Source organism: Streptomyces lydicamycinicus (assembly GCF_000829715.2).
Taxonomy (GTDB): Bacteria; Actinomycetota; Actinomycetes; order Streptomycetales; family Streptomycetaceae; genus Streptomyces; species Streptomyces lydicamycinicus.
In genome coordinates this window covers 622,297-643,343 of the sequence record NZ_BBNO01000008.1, presented here as the reverse complement: position 1 = coordinate 643,343, position 21,047 = coordinate 622,297, and the positions used below count along the sequence as shown (strand labels likewise).

The following is a 21,047-nucleotide window of genomic DNA, read 5'->3' as shown; positions in this document are numbered from 1 at the left end:
AGACATCCCTTTATGCCTCTCATCCCCGAGGAGCCTCAGATTCACGAGAGTGTCCCGGGTCCCCGCGCAACTCCGGCCGCCGGCCGTACCGCGTCGACCCCCCGCCCCGTTCCTGGCCCCGGTCCCCGCCCCGCGCCTCCGCGTGGCGCGCCCGCGTCCAGTGTCCGTCCGGGCAAGCCCGGACCTGCTGCCCCGCCGCGTGGGCCTGTCGCCGCTCCGCCGGCGCAGCGCACCAACTCCCCGCAGCCGCCTGCCGGTAAGCCCGGTACTGCCGCGGGAGCGCAGCTCCAGCTGATCCCGGCCCCCGCCGACGGCGCCGTCGACGCTGCCGACGAGGCCGTCGACCTGCTGCTGGAATCCGGGCGTGCGCCGGGCGAAATCCTGGTGCTGACCACCGGCGAAACCCATCCGTGGGCCGTGCATGAACGGTCCTTCGGTGAGGCGTCCTACTGGGCCCAACACGACGCCGCGGACGACGTGTTCTACGCGGACGCCACGGCCGAGCGTGCCACCGGCCGGCCCGTCGTGGTCGTCGCCGTCAATGGTGGTTCGGACGAGGTCACCGGGCGGGCGCTGCCCGCGGCGATGGCCCGTGCCGGCACGCTGCTGATCGTCTGCGGTGACCCGCAGCGGATCAACGCCGTGCTCGGCGCTCACGCCTGACCGCTGCCGGTTCGCAACAGCCCGTCGGCCTTGGAGGCCGTCGGGCTCGCTTGCGTACCCGACAGCCGAGGCCCGGACGGTACGCCGATGCCGAGTGAGGGCGGCCTGCTGTTCCCGCCGTGCGCGGGAACCCGGGGCGCGCGCCCGCACCGCTCAGCGCGCCGCCGTGTGCCGATGGGCTTCCGGGGCGCCGCCACCGGTGCGCCGCGGCACCGACCGGTTCTGCGCGGGAATACCCACGGCCGTGCGCGGGGCATCCGGAAATGAGGCCGTCGTGCGACGCATCTCCCGGCGGCTCACCCCGGTCGCATCTCCGGGCGGCTCATCCATCGGGGCCTGCCTGGGGCGGCGCCCGCCCCGGCCCTCTCCCAGTACCTGCCAGCGGTCGGGGGTCAGCGTGATGTACGCCCCGCAGCGCAGCCCGTGAAGGGTGCAGGCATCGCGCAGCCCCCACATCCAGGCCCCGTCCGTCTCCGTCCAACGGGGCTCGCCCTCACGGCAGTAGAGCAGCACGGCGGTCCGCACCGGGGCCCGCAGCCGCAGGTCATGCGGGGTGACCCGGCGCAGATGCGCCAGCAGCACATTGCGGAACCCCCAGCCGTCGGGAGCGGCCGCGTGCTCGGTGAATGAAGCGCTGGCCGTCACCCGCTCCTGCGCATCGAGCACGGCGACGATGGCCGTCGACGGCCCCGGGCGATGACGATCGTGCAGGCCGGCGACGACCTCACGGGGGTTGCGCAGCAACGGGATACCGGCCGAGGCCCATTCGGCGGGCTCCAGCATCCGTCCCAGTCGGGCGGAATCGGCGGATGGGGGCGGGGGCACATGCGAGGGCGAGGCGAAGCCGAAGGTCACGTTCCTCCCTTCGTCTACGCGTCCGCGCGTCGGGCGGCGGCCGGGCGCGGTACGCACCACGGCATGGCCCTGCCTGACCACGGACGGCCGGTAAGGGGAAGCACCTCCAATTCTCGCGGTCGTACACGCATGCGGCAACGAGCAATTTCCGCCCATGACCGGAATCGCCGCAGGTATCCCAAATATCCCTGCGCGTCTCCGCGGGTCGTCCCGCGCTCAGCCCTGTACGGCGAGGACCAGCGGAAACACCCCCTCTGCTCCCGCCCGGCGCAGCAGCCGAGCGGCCACGGCCAGGGTCCAGCCGGTGTCGGCGTAGTCGTCCACCAGCAGCACCGGGCCATCCGCCGCGGCCAGGGCCTGCGTCAGCTCCGGCGGCACACCCAGCGAACCGTGCAGGGCCCGCAGCCGCTGGGCGCTGTTGCTGCGCGGAATCCTGCCCTCGGCACCGTCGTCCGACGAGGTCACCGTGCCCAGAAACGGCATCCGGCCGACCGTGGCGATCCGCTCGGCCAGCGACCGGATCAGCTGCGGACGGCTGCGTGAAGAGAGCGCGACGACCCCCACCGGGCGGGCCGGTGCCTCCGCCGCCCCCGAGGCCCAACCCCCGGGCCCCTTCGCCCAGTCGGCGAGAACCGTGACCACCGCGGCCGCCACATCGTCCGGGACCGGACCGTCCGCGGCCTGCGGGGCGAGCATCGGACGCAGCCGGTTGCCCCACCCGATGTCGGAGAGCCGCCCCAGGGCGCGGCCGGTCGCGGCCAGCTCACCGGCCGGGATGCGCCCCTTGAGATCGACACCGACGGCCGGCAGCCCCGTCGGCCACATCCGGCGCGGCTCGACCTCCACGCCCGGCCGCCCCAGCTCACCGCGCGCCGCGTCCAGCGATGCCGCGGACACCTCGGTGGTGAACCGCGCCCCGGCGCAGTTGTCACAGCGGCCGCACGCCACCGCCGCCTCGTCGTCCAACTGCCGCCGCAGGAACTCCATCCGGCAGCCCGTCGTGGTGGCGTACTCCCGCATCGCCTGCTGCTCGGCCTCGCGCTGACGCGACACCCACGCATAGCGCTCGGCGTCGTACGCCCACGGGCGGCCGGTGGAGATCCAGCCTCCCTTGACGCGCTGCACGGCGCCGTCCACATCCAGGACCTTGAGCATGATCTCCAGGCGCGAGCGGCGCAGTTCGACCTGGGGCTCCAGGGCCGGCAGCGACACCGGCCGGCCGGCGGCCGCCAGGACGTCCAGGGTGCGCCGCACCTGCTCCTCGGGCGGGAACGCCAGCGAAGCGAAGTACTTCCAGATCGCCTCGTCCTCCCGCCCGGGCAGCAGCAGCACCTCGGCGTGCTCGACCCCACGGCCGGCCCGGCCCACCTGCTGGTAGTAGGCGATGGGGGACGACGGCGAGCCCAGATGCACCACGAACCCCAGGTCGGGCTTGTCGAAGCCCATGCCCAGCGCCGAGGTCGCCACCAGCGCCTTGACCCGGTTGGCGAGCAGATCGTCCTCGGCCTGCTGGCGGTCCGCGTTCTCCGTCTTGCCGGTGTACGAGGAGACCGTGTGCCCCCGATGACGGAGGAACGCCGTGATCTCCTCGGCCGCGGCGACGGTGAGCGTGTAGATGATCCCCGAGCCCGGCAGCTCGTGCAGATGGTCCGCGAGCCAGGCGAGCCGGTGCGCGGCATCCGGCAGCGGGAGCACCCCCAGGCTCAGACTCTCCCGGTCCAGCGGCCCCCGCAGCACCAGCGCCTCCGTGGAGCCCTCGCCCGTGCCGAGCTGTTCGGCGACATCGGCAGTCACCCGCGCGTTGGCCGTCGCGGTGGTGGCGAGCACCGGCACACCGGGCGGGAGATCGGCGAGCATCGTGCGCAGCCGTCGGTAGTCCGGCCGGAAGTCGTGGCCCCAGTCGGAAATGCAGTGGGCCTCGTCGACCACCAGCAGCCCCGTCGCCGCGGCGAGCTTGGGCAGCACCTGATCGCGGAAATCGGGATTGTTGAGCCGCTCGGGGCTCACCAGCAGGACATCCACCTCACCGGCCGCCACCTCGGCCTGGACGGTGTCCCACTCCTCGGTGTTGGCGGAGTTGATCGTGCGCGCGCGGATCCCGGCGCGCGCGGCCGCCTCGACCTGGTTACGCATCAGGGCGAGCAGCGGGGAGACAATCACGGTCGGGCCGCTGCCGCGCTCGCGCAGCAGCGCCGTCGCGACGAAATAGACCGCGGACTTGCCCCAGCCCGTGCGCTGCACGACCAGGGCGCGGCGGTGGTCGGCGACCAGGGCCTCGATCGCGCGCCACTGATCCTCACGCAGCCTGACGTCGCCGCCGGGGTCTCCGACGAGGCGGGTCAGGACGGCATCGGCTGCGGCACGCAGATCTTCGTTGCTCATGCCCCCATGCAACCCGATGCCACTGACATCGCGCGAACCCCCGCCCGAACCTGTGGATAACCTCGTCGCCCACGAGTTATCCACAGGGGTCGCGGCGCCGCGGCCGGCCGCGGGATCTTCGAGTCATGAATCCGCACAGCGAACCGAGCAAGCGCACCGGCGACACCAACTCCGCTGCCAACTCCTCTCCTTCGTCCGCCCCCACACCCTCGAACTCCCCCCGCCCGCCCAAGCCATCGCCCCCTGCCAAGCCGCCGAACACCACCAAGCCCTCCCGCCCCATCGCACCGAGTGGCCCCACTGACTCCACCAGCGCCGCGGAACCGGCCGGTCCGGCCGATCCCGCACACACCACCACCCCCTCCGCGCTCTCCAACCCCGCCTACATCGCCGGCTGCGCGAGCCCGTCCGACTCCTCCCACTCCGCCCCCTCCGCCTCCACCGATGGGAGCACCTCGCCGTCCGCCGACGCCCAGGTCACCCTGCGCAGCCCGGCCGAGCTCGCCGACGCCCTGCCGTACTTCCTGGGCTTCTATCCGGACGACAGCGTCGTGATGGTCGCCCTGCACGGCGAGCGCGGCCGGTTCGGCGGCCGGGTCAGGCTCGGCATTCCGTCCGACACCGCGCAGTGGCCGGATGTCGCCGACCAGCTCGCCGACTGCCTGATCTCGGCAGGTCAGGAGCGTGACGACCGGCCTGCGGCGATCATCGTCTACCTCTGCCAGGAGCCCGCGGCGGGCGAGAGCGGCAAGGACGTCAAGGACCGGCTGCGCCCGTTCGCCCAGCGGCTGCGTACCGCCTGCGGCGCTCTCGACGTACCGGTCCTGGAAGCCCTCTGTCTCTCCAACGGCCGCTTCTGGTCCTACTGCTGTCCCGACTTCCGCTGCTGCCCCGCGGAGGGCACACCCATGGTCATGCCCGGCACATCCGTGATGGCCGCGGCGGCCGCATACGCGGGAATGCAGGTGCGCGGCTCCCTCAAGGAGATGGAGGCCAGGCTGAGGCCCCGTACCGGCAGGCGGGCCGTGGAGCAGGAGAAGATGCTGGATGCGGCTGCCGGCGCGCTGGTACCGCGCATGCTCGAGAGGGACGGCGCGGCGGCCGTCCGGCGGAACACCCTCGACCTGGCCGGCGCCATGATCCACCGGTTCCGTCAGGACACTCCCTCGGGCAGCAACCGGGCCAGGGACGCCTGCGACGACGCGCTGATCACCGACTCCGAGGCCGCCGATCTCATCCTCGGCCTCCAGGACCGGGTCACGCGCGACCGGGCAGCGGAGTGGATGGACGGCTCAGTTGCCGCGCCGGCCCTCCGGCTCTGGCGAGCCCTCGCCCGCCGCTGCGCCGGTGGCTATGCCGAGCACGCGGTGGCCCCGCTCACCCTCGCCGGCTGGGTCTGCTGGTCCACCGAGGACGGACCGTCGGCACGCGTTGCCCTTAACTGCGCGCTGTCGCTCGACCCCGACTACACCTTCGCCCAGTTGCTGCACCGCGCGATCAATGAAGGCCTCGACCCGGAACCGCTGCGCCGCTGTCTGCGCGAGCAGCACCAGGAGGCCGGGGCCGCCACCGAGGTGCCCACGTCGTCTTCCACCGCTCCGGCCGCCAAGGAAACACCGCGGCCCACGAAGCGCTCCGGGCCGACCCGTTCCGGAGCCGCAGGCCGCCCCCGGGGGCCGCGCGGCGCCACGGGCCCGGGCAGCCGTACGACCGACGGACGCGGCAGGCGCCGGGCCGGCCGGGATGGGAGCCGACGGTGACCGGGCCGCTGCTGCGAGGCCGGCGTGACCTGGGAGCCGACCGGTGCGTTCACCCGAGTGGCGTAACCCGTCCGGACCCCCCGACCTCACCAGGGAGCACAGCGCGTGCCAGGCCTCGTCCCCACAGCTCAGCCGGTCCGCCGGCTGCCCGGAGCGCGGTGCCCGGTACCGCCCAGGGCCCCACAACCGCAACCGGTCCACTCCGCACTCGTCTGTGTGGCCCTCCCGTCCCTCGCCGTCTCCCCGGCGTCGGGGCAGCTGACCGCCCAGGGCATGGACGGCTTCTACCGCGACGGCCGGCGGGTTCTGTCCCGTTGCGAACTGCTGGTCGCGGGCGCGGAACCGCTCGTCGTCCAGGGGCGGTTGACCGGAGCGGACCGTGCCCGGTTCGTCGGGACGATCCGCAGGACCGGCGAGCGGGGGCCGGATCCGGAGATCCAGATGGAGCGGCTGCGGTCCGCCGACGGCACCGAGCAGATCACGTTCCGCAGCAGTGGCCCCCGGCCCGTCCGGCTTCCGGTCGAGATTCGGCTGGGCACGGATCTCGCGGAGCTCGGGTCCGTCGCCGTCGGCTTCCCGGGCCCCGGCCTGCAAGCGACGGTCCACGGCTCCGGACTCCGCTGGTCCGGGCCCGGTGTGCACGCGGTGGTGTCCGCGACCCCAGGTCCCGCGGACGCGCTGGCATCGGCGGGTCTGCTGCGCTGGGAACTGGATCTGCCACCCGGCGCCCAACGCACCATCGAACTGCGCGTCGGCCTGGAAAGAGACAGGGGCGGCCCGGGAGGCGCTCCGGTCAACCACCGGCTCCCCGGTGACGCCCGTATCCCCGGCCCCCGCACGGGACCGGTGGCCCCGCGGACGCGTGGCGACCGGCCACCGCGTCCCTGGTCGGCGGCCCGGCTGGAGTGCGACGACCATCGGGCCGACGCGCTCCTGGCGGGCAGCCTCGACGATCTCCACGGCCTGCTGATGCGCGACCCGGTGGCCACCGCGGACCTGTATCTCGCCGGCGGGTTCCCCTGGCGTTGCGGCCTGGCACCGGTCGAAGCGCTGTGGGCCGCCCGGATGCTGCTTCCCCTGGGCACCCGGCTCGCCGCGGGCACACTGCGTGCCCTCGCCCGTGGTCAACAAGCCGCTCCAGGGACGGATTTCGGCCGAATCCCCGGCTCTCTCAGGGACGCCGGACCACACGCGCCACCGAGCTGCACCGGCATCGAGGCCACCCTGCTGTTCCCCGTCGTGCTCGCGGAGGCCCGCCGCTGGGGCCTGCCCGAACGGGAGACGGAGCGGCTGCTCCCCGCCGCGGAGCGCTGTCTGCGATGGCTGAGGATCGTCACCGACCCACCGGGCGGCGGCCCCCGAGGCTACGTCCCCGACCCCGCGCCCGGCGGACCGTACCGCTGCGAGACCCAGGCTCATGCTCATCGCGCCGCTCTGCTGGGCGCCGATCTCCTCGATGCCTTCGGATCCCCCGACGCGGCAGCGCTACGGGACTGGGCCGACGAACTGCGCACCCGGTTCCGTACGGACTTCTGGCTGGACGACGGCGCAGGCGGCCGCCCCGCTGTCCTGCTCACCGCCGACGGACGCCCCGTCCCGCACCTCGCCTCCACCACCGCCGCACTCCTCGACACCGGTCTGCTCGGCGGCGGCGCTCTTGCCCCCGGCCTGCTGGACGCGGCCCGGACCGACCAGCTGGCCGGACTGCTGGGCAGCCCGGCCATGGACTCCGGTTGGGGCCTGCGGGGGCTCGGCGCCAAGGAGAGCGGCTACAACCCGTTCGGCCACCGCAGTGGCGCGGTCCGTGTCCACGAAACGGCGGTCGCGGCCGCCGGGTTGGCCGCAGCCGGCCATGAGCGGACAGCCGGCGCCCTGACCAAAGGGGTCCTCGATGCCGCGGAAAGCTTCGGGTACCGCCTACCCGAGATGTACGCGGGGGAGCAGCGCACCGTCGGCAGCGCCCCCGTGCCGCATCCGGCGGCCTGCCGCCCCGCTGCCGTGGCGGCGGCCGGCGCGGTGCACCTACTGGTCGCGCTCGCCGGCCTGCGACCCGATGTGCCCGCCAAGACGGTGTCCGTGCGGCCACCGGGTACGGCCCCGCTCGGCGCGCTTCAGTTCACCGGCCTGAGCGTCGCGGAGCAACCGTTCGCCGTACGGATCAGCAGACTCGGCACGGGGGTGGTGGAAATGGCGGCGGACGGTCTGCGGCTGGGCTCGTGAGGCGCTTCGGGCCTGTTTATCGTCAGGCGGACGACTATGATCACGCCCATGCCTCCCTACGACCCGTCGGCCTTCCCGCCCTTCGCTGTCACCGTCGACCTGGTCGTGCTCACCGTGCGCCGCCACGCCCTGTGCGCGCTGGCCGTGCGCCGCGGTGAGCCGCCGTTCCAGGGCCGCTGGGCGCTGCCCGGTGGATTCGTCCGGGCCGATGAGGACCTCGAGGCCGCGGCCGCCCGGGAGCTCACCGAGGAGACCGGTCTGCAAGCCCAGACCCCGGCGGGCGCGTCGCCGATCTACGGCGCGCACCTCGAGCAGCTCGCCACGTACGGCGACCCCAAGCGGGACCCCCGGATGCGTGTCGTCAGCGTCGCGCACCTGGTCCTCGCCCCCGACCTCCCCGCTCCCCGGGCCGGCGGCGACGCCCACAGCGCACGCTGGGCACCGGTCGAGACCCTCCTGGAGCAGGACGACACCACCCGGGAGGGCGAGCTGGCGGCCCCCCTCGCTTTTGACCATGCCCGGATCCTCGGTGACGGCGTGGAGCGCGCCCGCTCGAAGATCGAGTACTCCTCGCTGGCCACGGCCTTCTGCCCGCCGGAGTTCACCGTCGGCGAGCTGCGCCGGGTGTACGAGGCCGTCTGGGGCGTCGCGCTGGACCCCCGCAACTTCCACCGCAAGGTGACCGGCACCCCCGGCTTCCTGGTGCCCACGGGCGGCACGACGACGCGTCAGGGCGGCCGTCCCGCACAGCTGTTCAGAGCCGGTGGGGCGACGCTGCTCAACCCGCCGATGCTGCGCCCGGAGGTCTGAGTCCGGGGGCAGCCCCGGCGCATCGTGGGGCTGAATTTCACCCGCGGTGACACGGTGGGCCATCAAGATTGCGCAATTGCGAGAAAATAGGACATATTGCGGTACCTTGGCCGGGTGAGTCCTCTCGTATCTCCCGTATCTCCCGACCGGCCTCACGCCCCGCGAGGGGTGCGGCGCCCCGCGCTGCCGGGCCGCCTTGCGGCCCCTATGGCGTGCATTCCGCCGTCATTGGCACCCCCGGTCGCCCGGCGCCGCTCGACCGGGGTGCCTCCTCGCTAGCGCGGCCCGCCCCGGCCGGCCCGAACGAGCCGTTCCCCATGCCCTGGCCGGGCGGCCGCTCGTCCGCATTCCGTCTCCCCGTCACGGTCCGACGCCGGCCGCGGGCGCCCTCCGTCACCACAGTCGTCGAGTGGCCTTTTCGCGGCCCCAGTTGGACGGCTGCCGCCGATTTTACCTAGGCGAAGGTTTGGGGCATCGGCGTATTCCGTTCCCTCGCAATGGGATTGTCCGCGGCGCTTCTCATAACGCTGCGACCGAAGGGCTCCCGCCGTTCAGTCGCCGCGTCAAGGGCTCGTTCGGAATCGACCAAGGTGCATCTGTTCGTGATGCGCTTCACGTGCCAACCCGCAAGTGGAGCAACCGTGTTGGGGTCGACCGGCCTGGTCTGCGGTGATGTGTCCACCGGGCCGGGCCGCTTCAGCTGCTGATCGAGTAATGCATATGTTTTGGTGTCCTGTTGTTGTGGCCGCTGTCCACAACTCGCCTGGGAGAGCGCATTTCTTTCCGATAAAGCGTCAATTCAGGGATGGGGGGCGATCACCCTTTCGTGTGCTTTTCACCAAAGACCTCAAGGGTGTTCAGGGTGTCGCCGACAAAAGATGCGTGAGTACCCTTGCGCACACCATGATGACCGCGGCTCGCCCCGGCGACACCGGCCTCGCAGGCCCGGGCGAGCTTGACCGCTACCCCTACGCCAACGCGGCCAACGCCGCGAACGCCAACAACGCAGCCGGCCAGGACCGTGCCGAGCGGGTTTCGCAGGTCTGGGACGGCTCCGAAGCAGACATCGGCCGGGTCGGCCGTCGCGCGGCCGGCAGTCGCGGCAGAGGCCTGCACGGCCAACTCGTCCAGCAGCTGGGCCAGATGATCGTCTCCGGCGATCTCGGCGCCGACCGCCCGCTCGTACCCGAGGAGATCGGCCAGCGCTTCGAGGTCTCCCGCACCGTCGTCCGTGAATCGCTGCGCGTTCTCGAGGCCAAGGGCCTCGTCAGTGCCCGCCCGAACGTGGGCACCCGAGTGCGACCGGTCAGCGACTGGAACCTCCTCGACCCCGACATCATCGAATGGCGGGCCTACGGGCCACAGCGTGACGACCAGCGCCGTGAGCTGTGTGAGCTCCGCTGGACGATCGAGCCCCTCGCCGCCCGGCTCGCCGCCGGCCACGGCCGTGAGGACATCCAGCAGCGACTGGCGGACATGGTCGAGATCATGGGCCACTCCGCGGCCCAGGGCGACACCATGACCTTCTCCCGCGCCGACGCCGAGTTCCACTCGCTGCTGCTCCAGCTCGCCGGCAACCGCATGCTCGAGCACCTCTCGGGCATCGTCTCCGCCGCCCTGCACGTCTCGGGTGGCACCGCCGGCGGCTGTGAGCGACCGGTCGAGACGTCCGTGGGGCAGCACATGCGGGTCGTCGACGCCATCGGCTCCGGCGACGCCACGGCGGCCGAATCCGCGATGCGGCAGCTCCTCGCCGCCCACGGCGAGGTCGTCGGCCAGGGCTCCGGGACGCCCGTGGACCACGTCGTCCCCGCGCCCCGCGAGCACTGAAGGCCGTACCCGACCGCGTACGGACAGTAGGCGCCGCGCGGCCCCCGTGCCCTGCACACCCCTCCGGGCAGGGCACGCCGTACGCGGCGATGGCGCACGAGATCGCCGGATCCGGGTCGTCGACCGGATCCGGCGAGAGACCTTGGGAGGGTTGCATGTCATATGACTGGGAATGGGTCGTTATGGGGTGTGACTCGGGCCACGCAGATTGGGCGTAACGCTCTTCAGGGAAGCGCGATGACTTAAGAGGTGATAGCCGAGGAGGGAATACGAGCGGCGTTCGTGACGCTGTTCAACTCCCCGGTTGCCCCTGCGCCGTCGGTCCATCCCCACCGGCGGTCGTCGGCTCCGATCCACAGTGGACGGGGTCGGAAGCCGTTTCCATCGTTCCGAGAGGTTGTTCGTGTCGGCCAGCACATCCCGTACGCTCCCGCCGGAGATCGCCGAGTCCGAGTCTGTGATGGCGCTCATCGAGCGGGGAAAGGCAGATGGGCAGATCGCCGGCGATGACGTGCGTCGGGCCTTCGAGGCTGACCAGATTCCGCCAACCCAGTGGAAGAACGTTCTGCGCAGCCTCAACCAGATCCTCGACGAGGAGGGTGTGACGCTGATGGTCAGTGCCGCAGAGGCGCCCAAGCGCACCCGCAAGAGCGTCGCAGCGAAGAGTCCGGCGAAGCGCACCGCCACCAAGACCGTCGCGGCGAAGGCCGCCACGGTCAAGAAGACCACCGCGGCCGCGGCCCCCGCCCCCGTGGCGGACCCGTCGGCCGGTGAGTCCGAGTCCGCGCCTGCGAAGAAGGCCGCGGCGAAGAAGGCGACCGCCAAGAAGGCGGTCGCGAAGAAGACCACGGCCAAGAAGGCCACCGCAAAGAAGACCGCGTCCAAGAAGGACGTCGACGAGCTGCTCGACGAGGACGTGACCGAGGAGACCCCGGCGCCCGGTAAGGGCGACGCCCCCGAGGCCGCCGAGGGCGCGGAGAACGCCGGCTTCGTTCTGTCCGACGACGACGAGGACGACGCCCCGGCTCAGCAGGTCGCCGCGGCCGGCGCCACCGCCGACCCGGTCAAGGACTACCTCAAGCAGATCGGCAAGGTCCCGCTCCTCAACGCCGAGCAGGAGGTCGAGCTCGCCAAGCGCATCGAGGCCGGCCTGTTCGCCGAGGACAAGCTGGCGAACTCCGACAAGCTCGCTCCCAAGCTCAAGCGCGAGCTGGAGATCATCGCTGAGGACGGCCGCCGGGCGAAGAACCACCTCCTGGAGGCCAACCTCCGTCTGGTCGTCTCCCTGGCCAAGCGGTATACCGGCCGCGGCATGCTCTTCCTGGACCTGATCCAGGAGGGCAACCTCGGTCTGATCCGTGCGGTCGAGAAGTTCGACTACACCAAGGGCTACAAGTTCTCGACCTACGCGACGTGGTGGATCCGCCAGGCCATCACCCGCGCCATGGCCGACCAGGCCCGTACGATCCGTATCCCCGTCCACATGGTCGAGGTCATCAACAAGCTCGCGCGCGTCCAGCGCCAGATGCTCCAGGACCTGGGCCGTGAGCCCACCCCGGAGGAGCTGGCCAAGGAGCTCGACATGACCCCTGAGAAGGTCATCGAGGTCCAGAAGTACGGCCGTGAGCCGATCTCGCTGCACACCCCGCTGGGCGAGGACGGCGACAGCGAGTTCGGTGACCTCATCGAGGACTCCGAGGCGGTCGTCCCGGCCGATGCGGTCAGCTTCACGCTTCTCCAGGAGCAGCTGCACTCGGTACTGGACACCCTCTCCGAGCGTGAGGCCGGCGTCGTGTCCATGCGCTTCGGTCTCACCGACGGCCAGCCCAAGACGCTGGACGAGATCGGCAAGGTCTACGGCGTCACGCGTGAGCGGATCCGCCAGATCGAGTCGAAGACGATGTCGAAGCTGCGTCACCCGTCGCGCTCCCAGGTGCTGCGCGACTACCTCGACTAGTCCCACCCGTCCGGACGGCATCACGAGCCCGGTCCTCCTAGCCGGAGGGCCGGGCTCGCGCTCGTCCGGGTGCGCCGGGCGGCCGATTGACTCACTCTGGGTATGCGCGCACTGCCCAGGAGTCAGGAGTCCGAATGCGTCCGACCGTCCACGCCGCCCTCGGAGCCCTCGCGCTGGTCCTCGCCCTGCCGGCGCCGGCGGCCGCGGACGAGTCGGTGATCGGCGGGAAGCCCGCACCGCTGGCGCACAGCCCCTGGGCGGTAGCCCTGGCCTCCCATGAGCGATTCGGGGCCCAGCGCTCCGGACAGTTCTGCGGCGGGGTGCTCGTCGGGCACTCGACGGTGGTAACGGCGGCGCACTGCCTGAGCAAGGAGGTGCTGGGCGTCCCCTGGCGGCAGGTGCGGGACCTGAGGATCGTCGTCGGACGCGACAACCTCTCCGGCGGCGGCGGACAGGAGCTCAAGCCCGCGAAGATCTGGGTGAACCCGCGGTACAACAACTGGACCAACGACGGCGACATGGCCGTCCTCACGCTCGACAAGCCGCTCCCGGACCGGCCCCTCCCGATAGCGGAACGGAACGACAGCGCCTACCGGCCGGGCAACGCGGCCACGGTCTATGGCTGGGGTGACACCACTGGCGGCGGCAGCTATGCGTCACACCTGCGGGCGGCGCACGTCAATGTGCTGCGGGATGCGATCTGTGCGCGGGCCTATCCAGGCAGTGCCGACGGCAAGTACAGAGCGCAGTCGATGCTGTGCGCGGGGGAGCCGACCGGTGGCCGGGACGCCTGTCAGGGGGACAGCGGCGGGCCGCTGGTCGTGCGCGGCCGGCTGGTGGGCCTGGTGTCGTGGGGGACCGGCTGCGGTCAGCCAGGCAGTCCCGGGGTCTATACGCGCGCCTCGGCGCTGCTCCCGGCCGTCGCCGCACACGGGGCCGACTGAGGTGGCGCGGGAGCTGTCAGCGCACGAGTGCGGGCGGCCTCCCCGGTGGTGTCGGGGAGGCCGCCCGCGTACGGCCCTGGGCCGCTGCTCGCTCGTCGTGGATGCGAAGTGTCAGCGTTCCTCATCGGACGCGGACGCCGGAGAAGCGGTCAGCCGCTCCGTCTCGTCCTGTATTTCCGCGGCGATCTTCTTGAGTTCTGGCTCGAACTTGCGACCGTGGTGGGCGCAGAAGAGCAGTTCTCCGCCGGACATCAGGACGACGCGCAGGTATGCCTGGGCGCCGCAGCGGTCGCAGCGGTCAGCGGCCGTCAGCGGGCTCGCGGGTGTCAGAACAGTAGTCACGTCGCCTCTTCTCTAGCTCGACGAGCTGTCGTACCAGGGTCAACATCCAACCAGGCCGAAAACGTTCCCGCTCGTGCCTTTTCCTCGAAAAAATTCTTCGAGGGGGCCGGGTGCTGCCGGGTGGCGGCGAATGAGCCGTATTGCTTGGTGGTCTGATTCACGTTGGTTGTTGGTCTGTCCCCCCGGCTGGCTTGCCGGTTGTTGATGAGGACGTGCCCGGAGCCTAAATGGTTCATGCCTCGAAGGGAACGTGATGTGCACGTCACTCGGACGTCACCCCAACGAGGGATCGAACGTACGAGCGAAATTCTACTACCATGGTCGTGCTTACGGGTGGCGTCACATCGGCTCTACCAGGCCTCGGTACCCTCTGACCGGCGACACCGCCACAACCGAGTCCGCGGAATGCGGACTGCCAGAAATTCAGCGAGGAGCGAACCGCGTGACCGCCGAGATGTCCGTGCCGTCCACCGCAGTGCTGACCGGGGCAGACCGGGACGGTTCCAACTACACCGCGCGGCATCTGCTCGTCCTCGAGGGGCTCGAAGCCGTCCGCAAGCGCCCCGGCATGTATATCGGCTCGACGGACAGCAGGGGGTTGATGCACTGCCTCTGGGAGATCATCGACAATTCCGTCGACGAGGCACTGGGCGGCTACTGCGATCACATCGAGGTGATCCTCCACGACGACGGGTCGGTGGAGGTCAGGGACAACGGCCGGGGCATCCCCGTGGATGTCGAGCCCAAGACCGGTCTCAGCGGCGTCGAGGTCGTGATGACCAAGCTGCACGCCGGCGGAAAGTTCGGCGGCGGCTCGTACGCGGCCTCCGGCGGTCTGCACGGCGTCGGCGCCTCGGTCGTCAACGCGCTGTCCGCCCGGCTGGACGTCGAGGTGGACCGCAGCAGCAAGACGCATTCGATCAGCTTCCGCCGCGGCGTCCCCGGGATCTTCACCGAATCCGGTCCCGACGCCCCCTTCGATCCGGGCAACGGCCTGCTCAAGGGCAAGCGGATCGCCAAGACGAAGACCGGCACCCGGGTGCGCTACTGGGCCGACCGGCAGATCTTCCTCAAGGATGCCAAGCTCTCCCTGGAGACGCTGCACGCCCGCGCTCGCCAGACGGCCTTCCTCGTGCCGGGCCTGACCCTAGTGGTCCGTGACGAGCGTGGCATCGACGGCGCCGGAAAGACCGAAGAGACGTTCCGCTACGACGGCGGTATCAGCGAATTCTGCGAGTACCTCGCGCAGGACAAGGCCGTCTGCGACGTGCTCCGGCTGGCCGGCCAGGGGACCTTCAAGGAGACCGTGCCGGTTCTCGACGACCGCGGTCACATGACGCCGACCGAGGTCACCCGGGAACTGGGCGTCGATGTCGCGCTGCGCTGGGGCACCGGCTACGACGCGACGGTCAAGTCGTTCGTCAACATCATCGCGACGCCCAAGGGCGGCACCCACGTCTCCGGATTCGAGCGGTCGGTCACCAAGACCGTCAACGAGGTGCTGCGGTCGAGCAAGCTGCTCAGGGTCGCCGAGGACGATGTCGTCAAGGACGACGCCATGGAGGGCCTCACCGCCGTCGTGACCGTACGGCTCGCGGAGCCGCAGTTCGAGGGGCAGACCAAGGAGGTGCTCGGCACCTCCGCCGCCTCGCGGATCGTCGCCCAGGTGGTCAGCCGGGAACTCAAGGCGTTCCTGACCTCCACCAAGCGGGACGACAAGCAGCAGGCGCGCGCCGTCCTGGAGAAGATCGTCGCCGCGGCCCGGACGCGCATCGCCGCCCGTCAGCACAAGGAGGCCCAGCGGCGGAAGACGGCGCTGGAATCCTCCTCGCTGCCGGCCAAGCTCGCGGACTGCCGCAGCGACGACGTCGACCGCAGCGAGCTGTTCATCGTCGAGGGAGACTCGGCGCTGGGCACTGCCAAACTGGCACGCAACTCGGAGTTCCAGGCCCTGCTGCCGATCCGCGGCAAGATTCTGAATGTCCAGAAGTCGTCGGTTTCGGACATGCTCAAGAACGCCGAGTGCGGCGCCATCATCCAGGTCATAGGGGCCGGCTCGGGCCGTACGTTCGACATCGACACCGCCCGCTACGGCAAGGTCATCTTCCTGGCCGACGCGGACGTCGACGGCGCCCACATCCGCTGTCTGCTGCTGACCCTCTTCCAGCGCTACATGCGCCCGATGGTCGAACAGGGCCGGGTGTTCTCCGCCGTCCCGCCGCTGCACCGCGTCGAACTGATCAACCCCAAAAAGGGCCAGGAAAAGTACATCTACACGTACTCGGACAACGAACTGCGCCAGACCCTGCTCGAACTCCAGCGCAAGAAGGTGCGCTACAAGGACAGCATCCAGCGCTACAAGGGCCTGGGCGAGATGGACGCCGACCAGCTCGCCGAGACGACCATGGACCCCCGCCACCGCACCCTGCGTCGCATCAACATCAGCGACCTCGAAGCGGCGGAGAAGGCTTTCGATCTCCTCATGGGCAATGAAGTCGCCCCCCGTAAGGAGTTCATCACCAACTCCGCGTCCACTCTGGACCGTTCGCGCATCGACACCTAAGGGGCCGCAGCTCCCGACGGGCGCCTCTCCACCCCTGGGTGGAAAGGCGCCCGTCGCCGTTTCCACCCGGGCCCCACTCTGGCTCCGATCCGGGCGGCAGCGCCGCTCCGTAGCGTCGGGACGGTCGAATTCGCCGTCCCCAGGAGGGCCAGGTCATGAGCGGCTTGCTCAACATCGTTGTGATAACCGCGGCTGTTGCGCTGGTGTTCGTCCGTCAGTTCAGGGCGCAACGCGTCACTTCGGAGAGCAAGACGTGCTGGCTGATCCCGCTCGTCCTGACGGTCATGGCGGTACGGGAGCCCGGCCTTCGGGACCCCGCACACCACACGGCGTCCGCCGCCCTGCTCGGTGTGGAGGTCCTGATCGGGCTGGCCTGCGGCGTGGGTTGGGCCCGGACGACGCGCATCTGGTCCGACGCGGAGGGTGTCGTGTGGACCAAGGGTGGCTGGGCGGCGGCCGGCGTGTGGCTCTGCGGTCTGGTGCTGCGCCTCGCCCTCCTGGGCGTCGCCGCAGCCATGGGCGTCCACCAGGGCAGCGCGGCCACCATGCTCTCCGTGGCCGCAATGCTGCTGACCCGTGGTGGGGCCACCCTGTGGCCGGCCCAGGCGGTGCAGCAGAAGTACCGTGTCCCGGTCGCCGGCTGAGGCCGTGAGCACGCCGCGAAGGACCGTACGTGCTGCTGAGCTCCTGGACGAGCTGGCCGCTGCGGGAGTCGCTGTCCCGTGAGGGGATGACCGGCGCCCGGAGGTGGATCCGCCGGTGGTGGTCGCGGCCCTGATGTGGCCACCCTGGCGGGGCGGGCGTTCACCGGCTGGGGCCTGGCCGTGGCGGGTGCCGGCGTGGTCGGCACCGTCTTGGCGTTCCGCGCCCTCTACCGCAGGACACTGGCCCGCCGTCTGTGGCCGTCCATCGGCTTGTTCGCCCTCTTGGAGGCCGCGGCCTTCGGCTTCGACCTCGCCGGTGCGCGGGTGCCCGCGATCGTCCTGTGGTGCGCCTCCGCCATCACCGCCATGGAGCGGCTGCCGCTGAGTGTCGCCCTGTGCTCCGCCGCCGCCCTGGGTGCGTACGCGGCGATGAACAACCACAACTGGATAGCGACCCCGCCACCACCGTGGACCTGGCGCTGGCGGGCTACCTCATACGGCTGGACGCCGAGGCACGCGGCAACGCCCAGCGGCTGCTGGCCCAGGAACGGGCGGCCCACAAGGCGGAGGCCGAATCGGCGGCGCTCACCGAACGCGGGCGGATCGCACGGGAGATCCATGCCGTGCTCGCCCACAGCCTCAGCGCCCAACTGGTGCACCTGGAGGCGGTACGGCTGCTCATCCAGCACAGCGCCGACCTCGAAGCCGACCGTGACCAGCTCCTGGAGCGGGTCACGTCGTGCCGGGGGATGGCCCGAGAAGGGCTGGAAGGCACCCGTGAGGCGCTTTCCGCGCTGCGTGGGGAGATGACCCGGTCGAGGACTTCCTGAGCCGCCTGACCGCCGCTGAGGGCGCTCAGCTGAAGGTGACGGGTGAGGCCCGCGCCGTGCCGGTCGAAGCGGTGCTCGCGGTCCGCAGGGTCGCCCAGGCAGCGCTGACGAACGTGCGCAAGCACGCTCCGGGAGCCCGGATCCGCGTGCGGCTGGAGTACGGGACGGATGACGTGGGGCTCGAGGTGCGCGACTCCGGTGGCCGTGGCAAACCCGGCGAGCTTGCCAAGAGCGGCTCCGGGTACGGTCTGCCCGGAGTGCGGGAGCGCGCGGAACTCCTCGGCGGAACGCTGGAGTCCGGCCTCGATGGAGACGGTTTCGTGGTGAGGTTGCGGGTGCCCGCATGACGGAGCGCACGGTCGCACGAGTCGTGGTCGCCGACGACCAGATGGTGGTGCGCGAGGGAATCGTGATGCTGCTGGTGCTGCTGCCCGGCATCGAGGTCGTGGGATCGGCCGCCGACGGGGAGGAGGCGGTCCGCCTCGTCGCGGAACTCGCCCCCGACCTCATCCTGATGGACCTGCGGATGCCACGCTGCGACGGCGTCGAGGCCACCCGCCGCATTCGTCTCGAGCACCCTGGTACCCAGGTCGTGGTGCTCACCACCTATGCGGACGACGACTCGCTCTTTCCCGCTCTCCAGACCGGCGCACGCGGCTACCTGACCAAGGACGCCGACAGCGACGAGATCGTCCGTGCCATCGACGATGTGCTCTCGGGTGAGGCCGGCCTGTCGCCCAAGATCCAGCGCAGGCTCCTGGAGCGCTTCACAGAGCCCGTGAGTCCCCGGCGGCGTCCCTCGGACGAGCCGTCGGACGGGCTGACCGCCCGCGAGGCGGAGGTGCTGCGGCCGATCGCCGAGGGACAGTCCAACCCCGAAATCGCGCGCACGCTGCACGTTTCCACGGCGACCGTGGAGACCCACATCAACAATCTCATCGCCAAAGCGGGGTTGCGGAACCGGGCCCAGGTCATCCACTACGCGTACCGCCGAGGTCTCGCACAGCCGCCCGGGTAACCCCTCACCTGATGGGGTGAAGGATTCGCAATGAAGCATCCCGGATCTTCCTTTCTGTCCACCCTTGGGCCGCACGGACAACAGCCCCGTGCATCAAGGAGAGTTCGGTGGACAAGCAGGACGGCCGCTCGGTCGGTGAGCCAGGGGCCCTACGGCTCGACGACCCCTGGTACGACACTCTCGCCTCCGGGTGGGGCGAACTGGACGACGCGGCGGAGACAACGGACAGGTGGGGTGAGGCGCAGCCACCACCGGTACCGGTACCGCGGTCCGCGCCGCACGACGAGGTCTACCTGGCGGTGCAGCGAAGCGCGGCCTTCCAAGAGGTGCGTCGCCGCTACCGGCGCTTCGTCCTGCCGGGCACGGTGGTCTTCCTGGTCTGGTACCTCGCCTACGTGATCGCGGCGACCGCCGCGCCGGGCCTCATGGCCCACCGCGTCGCAGGGGCCCTGAACATCGCAATGCTCGCCGGCCTCGGCCAGTTCGCCACCACCTTCCTGCTCACCTGGGCGTACGCGCGCCATGCCCGGCTGCGCAGAGACAGCGCGGCGCTCGACATCCGCTGGGAAACCCAGGAACTGACCGGAGGGAACACCCGGTGACCGGTGACCACCAGACTCTCGCGCTGCTCCTGTTCAGCGTGTTCATCGCCGTCACCCTGGCGATCACCACCTGGGTGAGCCGCCGCAGGCGCGGTACCACCGAGGAGTTCTACGCGGGCGGAAGACTCTTCTCACCCATGGAGAACGGCTTCGCCATCGCGGGGGACTACATGTCCGCCGCCTCCTTCCTCGGCATCTCCGGACTCATCGCCCTCTTCGGATACGACGGCCTGCTGTACTCGGTCGGCTTCCTCGTCGCTTGGCTCATCGTCCTGTTTCTCGTCGCCGAACTGGTCCGCAACTGCGGCAGGTTCACTCTCGCCGATGTCGTCGCCGCCCGGATGCGGGAACGCCCCGTCCGTGTCGCGGCCGGTGCCGCTTCCGTCACTGTGTCGGTGCTCTACCTGGTGGCACAAATGGTCGGTGCCGGCAGTCTGGTCGCCCTGCTCGTGGGGAGCGCTGGCCAACAGGCCCGTACGTGGATGGTGATCGGGGTCGGCGCCCTGATGGTGGTCTACGTTGCCTTCGGCGGCATGCGGGCCACGACCTGGATCCAGGTCGTCAAAGCCGTACTCCTCATGGGTGGTGCGGTCGCACTGACCGTCCTGGTACTGATCCGCTTCCACGGCGACATCAACGCACTGCTGAACACCGCCGCCGAACGCAGTGGCCACGGTCGCGACTTCCTCGCACCCGGTCTCAAATACGGCGGCGACTGGACTTCGCGGCTCGACTTCATCAGCCTCGGTATCGCACTCGTCCTGGGCACGGCCGGACTGCCGCACATCCTCTCCCGCTTCTACACCGTGCCCACGGCGCGCTCCGCCCGTCGCTCCGTCGTATGGTCCATCGGTCTGATCGGTGGCTTCTACCTGATGACTATCGTGCTCGGGTTCGGTGCCGCCGCAGTACTGGGCAGCGATGCTGTCCGGGCGTCCAATACGGCAGGCAACACCGCTGTCCCGCTGCTCGCCCTCGATCTGGGAGGCGGCGCCGGTTCGACCGGAGGGACTGTGCTCTTCGCCGTGGTGGCCGCGGTCGCGTTCGCCACCATCCTGGCCGTGGTCGCCGGCATCACGCTCGCGTCGTCGGCCTCTGTGGCACACGATCTTTATGCCTCCCTACGACGCCCGCGCGACACCGCGCAGGAGGCCCAGCGCGCCGAGGTGACCGTGGCGCGCATCGCGGCGGTGGCCGTCGGCGCGGTCGCCATCGGCCTCGCCCTGCTCGCCCAGGACTTGAACGTGGCCTTCCTGGTGGGGCTGGCGTTCGCCGTCGCCGCGTCGGCCAACCTGCCGGTCCTGTTGTTCACCCTCTTCTGGCGACGCTTCACGACACGGGGCGCGGTGTGGTCCGTATACGGCGGTCTGATCCCGGCGATCACTCTGGTCATCCTTTCGCCAGTGGTCTCAGGAAGCCCGGAGGCCCTCTTCCCCGGACTGGACTTCGCCGTCTTCCCACTCGACAACCCCGGTGTCGTGTCGATCCCGCTGGGCTTCCTGATGGGCTGGCTGGGAACGGTGCTCTCCCCGGAGCCCGCCGACGAGGCACGACATGCGGAGACGGAGGTACGTGCGCTCACGGGGGCGGGGGCGGCTTAGGTCGTGTCCGCTGGGCAGCGGCGGGC

15 protein-coding genes and 1 pseudogene are annotated in these 21,047 nt (G+C 70.8%); 13 read left to right on the top strand and 3 right to left on the bottom strand.

Annotated features, from left to right (window positions below; all coding sequences use genetic code 11):
- Window positions 1-12 precede the first annotated feature (12 nt).
- On the top strand, window positions 13-663 hold the full coding sequence (locus TU31_RS29045; RefSeq protein ID WP_042159818.1) for a hypothetical protein: 651 nt from the start codon (window positions 13-15) through the stop codon (window positions 661-663).
- 153 nt (window positions 664-816) lie between these two features.
- Here the strand turns inward: TU31_RS29045 and TU31_RS29040 are convergent, their stop codons facing one another.
- Together TU31_RS29040 and TU31_RS29035 are read right to left on the bottom strand one after the other, a co-directional pair.
- Entirely contained in the window at window positions 817-1,518 is a 702-nt protein-coding gene (locus TU31_RS29040; RefSeq protein ID WP_042159816.1) for a hypothetical protein, read from the bottom strand.
- 216 nt (window positions 1,519-1,734) lie between these two features.
- Window positions 1,735-3,900: a RecQ family ATP-dependent DNA helicase gene (locus TU31_RS29035; protein WP_042159814.1), complete on the bottom strand. Its 2,166-nt coding sequence runs from the start codon at window positions 3,898-3,900 to the stop codon at window positions 1,735-1,737.
- Between the two features lie 125 nt (window positions 3,901-4,025).
- Between TU31_RS29035 and TU31_RS29030 the strand changes: the two genes are divergently transcribed.
- The 6 genes from TU31_RS29030 to TU31_RS29005 all read left to right on the top strand — a co-directional run bounded on the left by TU31_RS29030 (window position 4,026) and on the right by TU31_RS29005 (window position 13,421).
- On the top strand, window positions 4,026-5,660 hold the full coding sequence (locus TU31_RS29030; protein WP_245698848.1) for a DUF4192 domain-containing protein: 1,635 nt from the start codon (window positions 4,026-4,028) through the stop codon (window positions 5,658-5,660).
- 216 nt (window positions 5,661-5,876) lie between these two features.
- Entirely contained in the window at window positions 5,877-7,880 is a 2,004-nt protein-coding gene (locus tag TU31_RS29025; RefSeq protein WP_078886039.1) for a glycogen debranching N-terminal domain-containing protein, read from the top strand.
- Window positions 7,881-7,928: 48 nt separating this feature from the next.
- The gene (locus TU31_RS29020) at window positions 7,929-8,690 is read left to right on the top strand and encodes an NUDIX hydrolase (protein ID WP_181018681.1); all 762 of its coding nucleotides are present in this window, start codon (window positions 7,929-7,931) and stop codon (window positions 8,688-8,690) included.
- 828 nt (window positions 8,691-9,518) lie between these two features.
- On the top strand, window positions 9,519-10,520 hold the full coding sequence (locus TU31_RS29015; protein WP_042159811.1) for a FadR/GntR family transcriptional regulator: 1,002 nt from the start codon (window positions 9,519-9,521) through the stop codon (window positions 10,518-10,520).
- A 403-nt stretch (window positions 10,521-10,923) separates the two neighbouring features.
- The gene (locus TU31_RS29010) at window positions 10,924-12,477 is read left to right on the top strand and encodes an RNA polymerase sigma factor (RefSeq protein ID WP_275451867.1); all 1,554 of its coding nucleotides are present in this window, start codon (window positions 10,924-10,926) and stop codon (window positions 12,475-12,477) included.
- A gap of 134 nt (window positions 12,478-12,611) precedes the next feature.
- The gene (locus TU31_RS29005; RefSeq protein ID WP_042159809.1) at window positions 12,612-13,421 is read left to right on the top strand and encodes a serine protease; all 810 of its coding nucleotides are present in this window, start codon (window positions 12,612-12,614) and stop codon (window positions 13,419-13,421) included.
- A gap of 111 nt (window positions 13,422-13,532) precedes the next feature.
- Here TU31_RS29005 and TU31_RS29000 read toward each other — a convergent pair whose 3' ends face one another.
- The gene (locus TU31_RS29000) at window positions 13,533-13,763 is read right to left on the bottom strand and encodes a DUF7455 domain-containing protein (RefSeq protein ID WP_003981845.1); all 231 of its coding nucleotides are present in this window, start codon (window positions 13,761-13,763) and stop codon (window positions 13,533-13,535) included.
- 442 nt (window positions 13,764-14,205) lie between these two features.
- Between TU31_RS29000 and TU31_RS28995 the strand changes: the two genes are divergently transcribed.
- The 6 genes and pseudogenes from TU31_RS28995 to TU31_RS28970 all read left to right on the top strand — a co-directional run bounded on the left by TU31_RS28995 (window position 14,206) and on the right by TU31_RS28970 (window position 21,021).
- Window positions 14,206-16,326: a DNA gyrase/topoisomerase IV subunit B gene (locus tag TU31_RS28995; protein ID WP_042159805.1), complete on the top strand. Its 2,121-nt coding sequence runs from the start codon at window positions 14,206-14,208 to the stop codon at window positions 16,324-16,326.
- 155 nt (window positions 16,327-16,481) lie between these two features.
- The gene (locus tag TU31_RS28990) at window positions 16,482-16,970 is read left to right on the top strand and encodes a hypothetical protein (RefSeq protein WP_042159803.1); all 489 of its coding nucleotides are present in this window, start codon (window positions 16,482-16,484) and stop codon (window positions 16,968-16,970) included.
- A gap of 29 nt (window positions 16,971-16,999) precedes the next feature.
- Window positions 17,000-18,147 (top strand): annotated as a pseudogene (locus tag TU31_RS28985) (sensor histidine kinase).
- Window positions 18,144-18,818, top strand: a complete 675-nt coding sequence (locus tag TU31_RS28980; RefSeq protein WP_042159801.1) for a response regulator transcription factor — start codon at window positions 18,144-18,146, stop codon at window positions 18,816-18,818. The pseudogene TU31_RS28985 and the gene TU31_RS28980 overlap by 4 nt, the downstream one beginning before the upstream one ends.
- A 107-nt stretch (window positions 18,819-18,925) precedes the next feature.
- Window positions 18,926-19,420: a DUF485 domain-containing protein gene (locus tag TU31_RS28975; protein WP_042159799.1), complete on the top strand. Its 495-nt coding sequence runs from the start codon at window positions 18,926-18,928 to the stop codon at window positions 19,418-19,420.
- Window positions 19,417-21,021 (top strand): monocarboxylic acid transporter, encoded by a 1,605-nt coding sequence (locus TU31_RS28970; RefSeq protein WP_042159798.1) that lies wholly within the window; start codon window positions 19,417-19,419, stop codon window positions 21,019-21,021. Before TU31_RS28975 ends, TU31_RS28970 begins: the two co-directional genes overlap by 4 nt.
- Window positions 21,022-21,047: the final 26 nt, after the last annotated feature.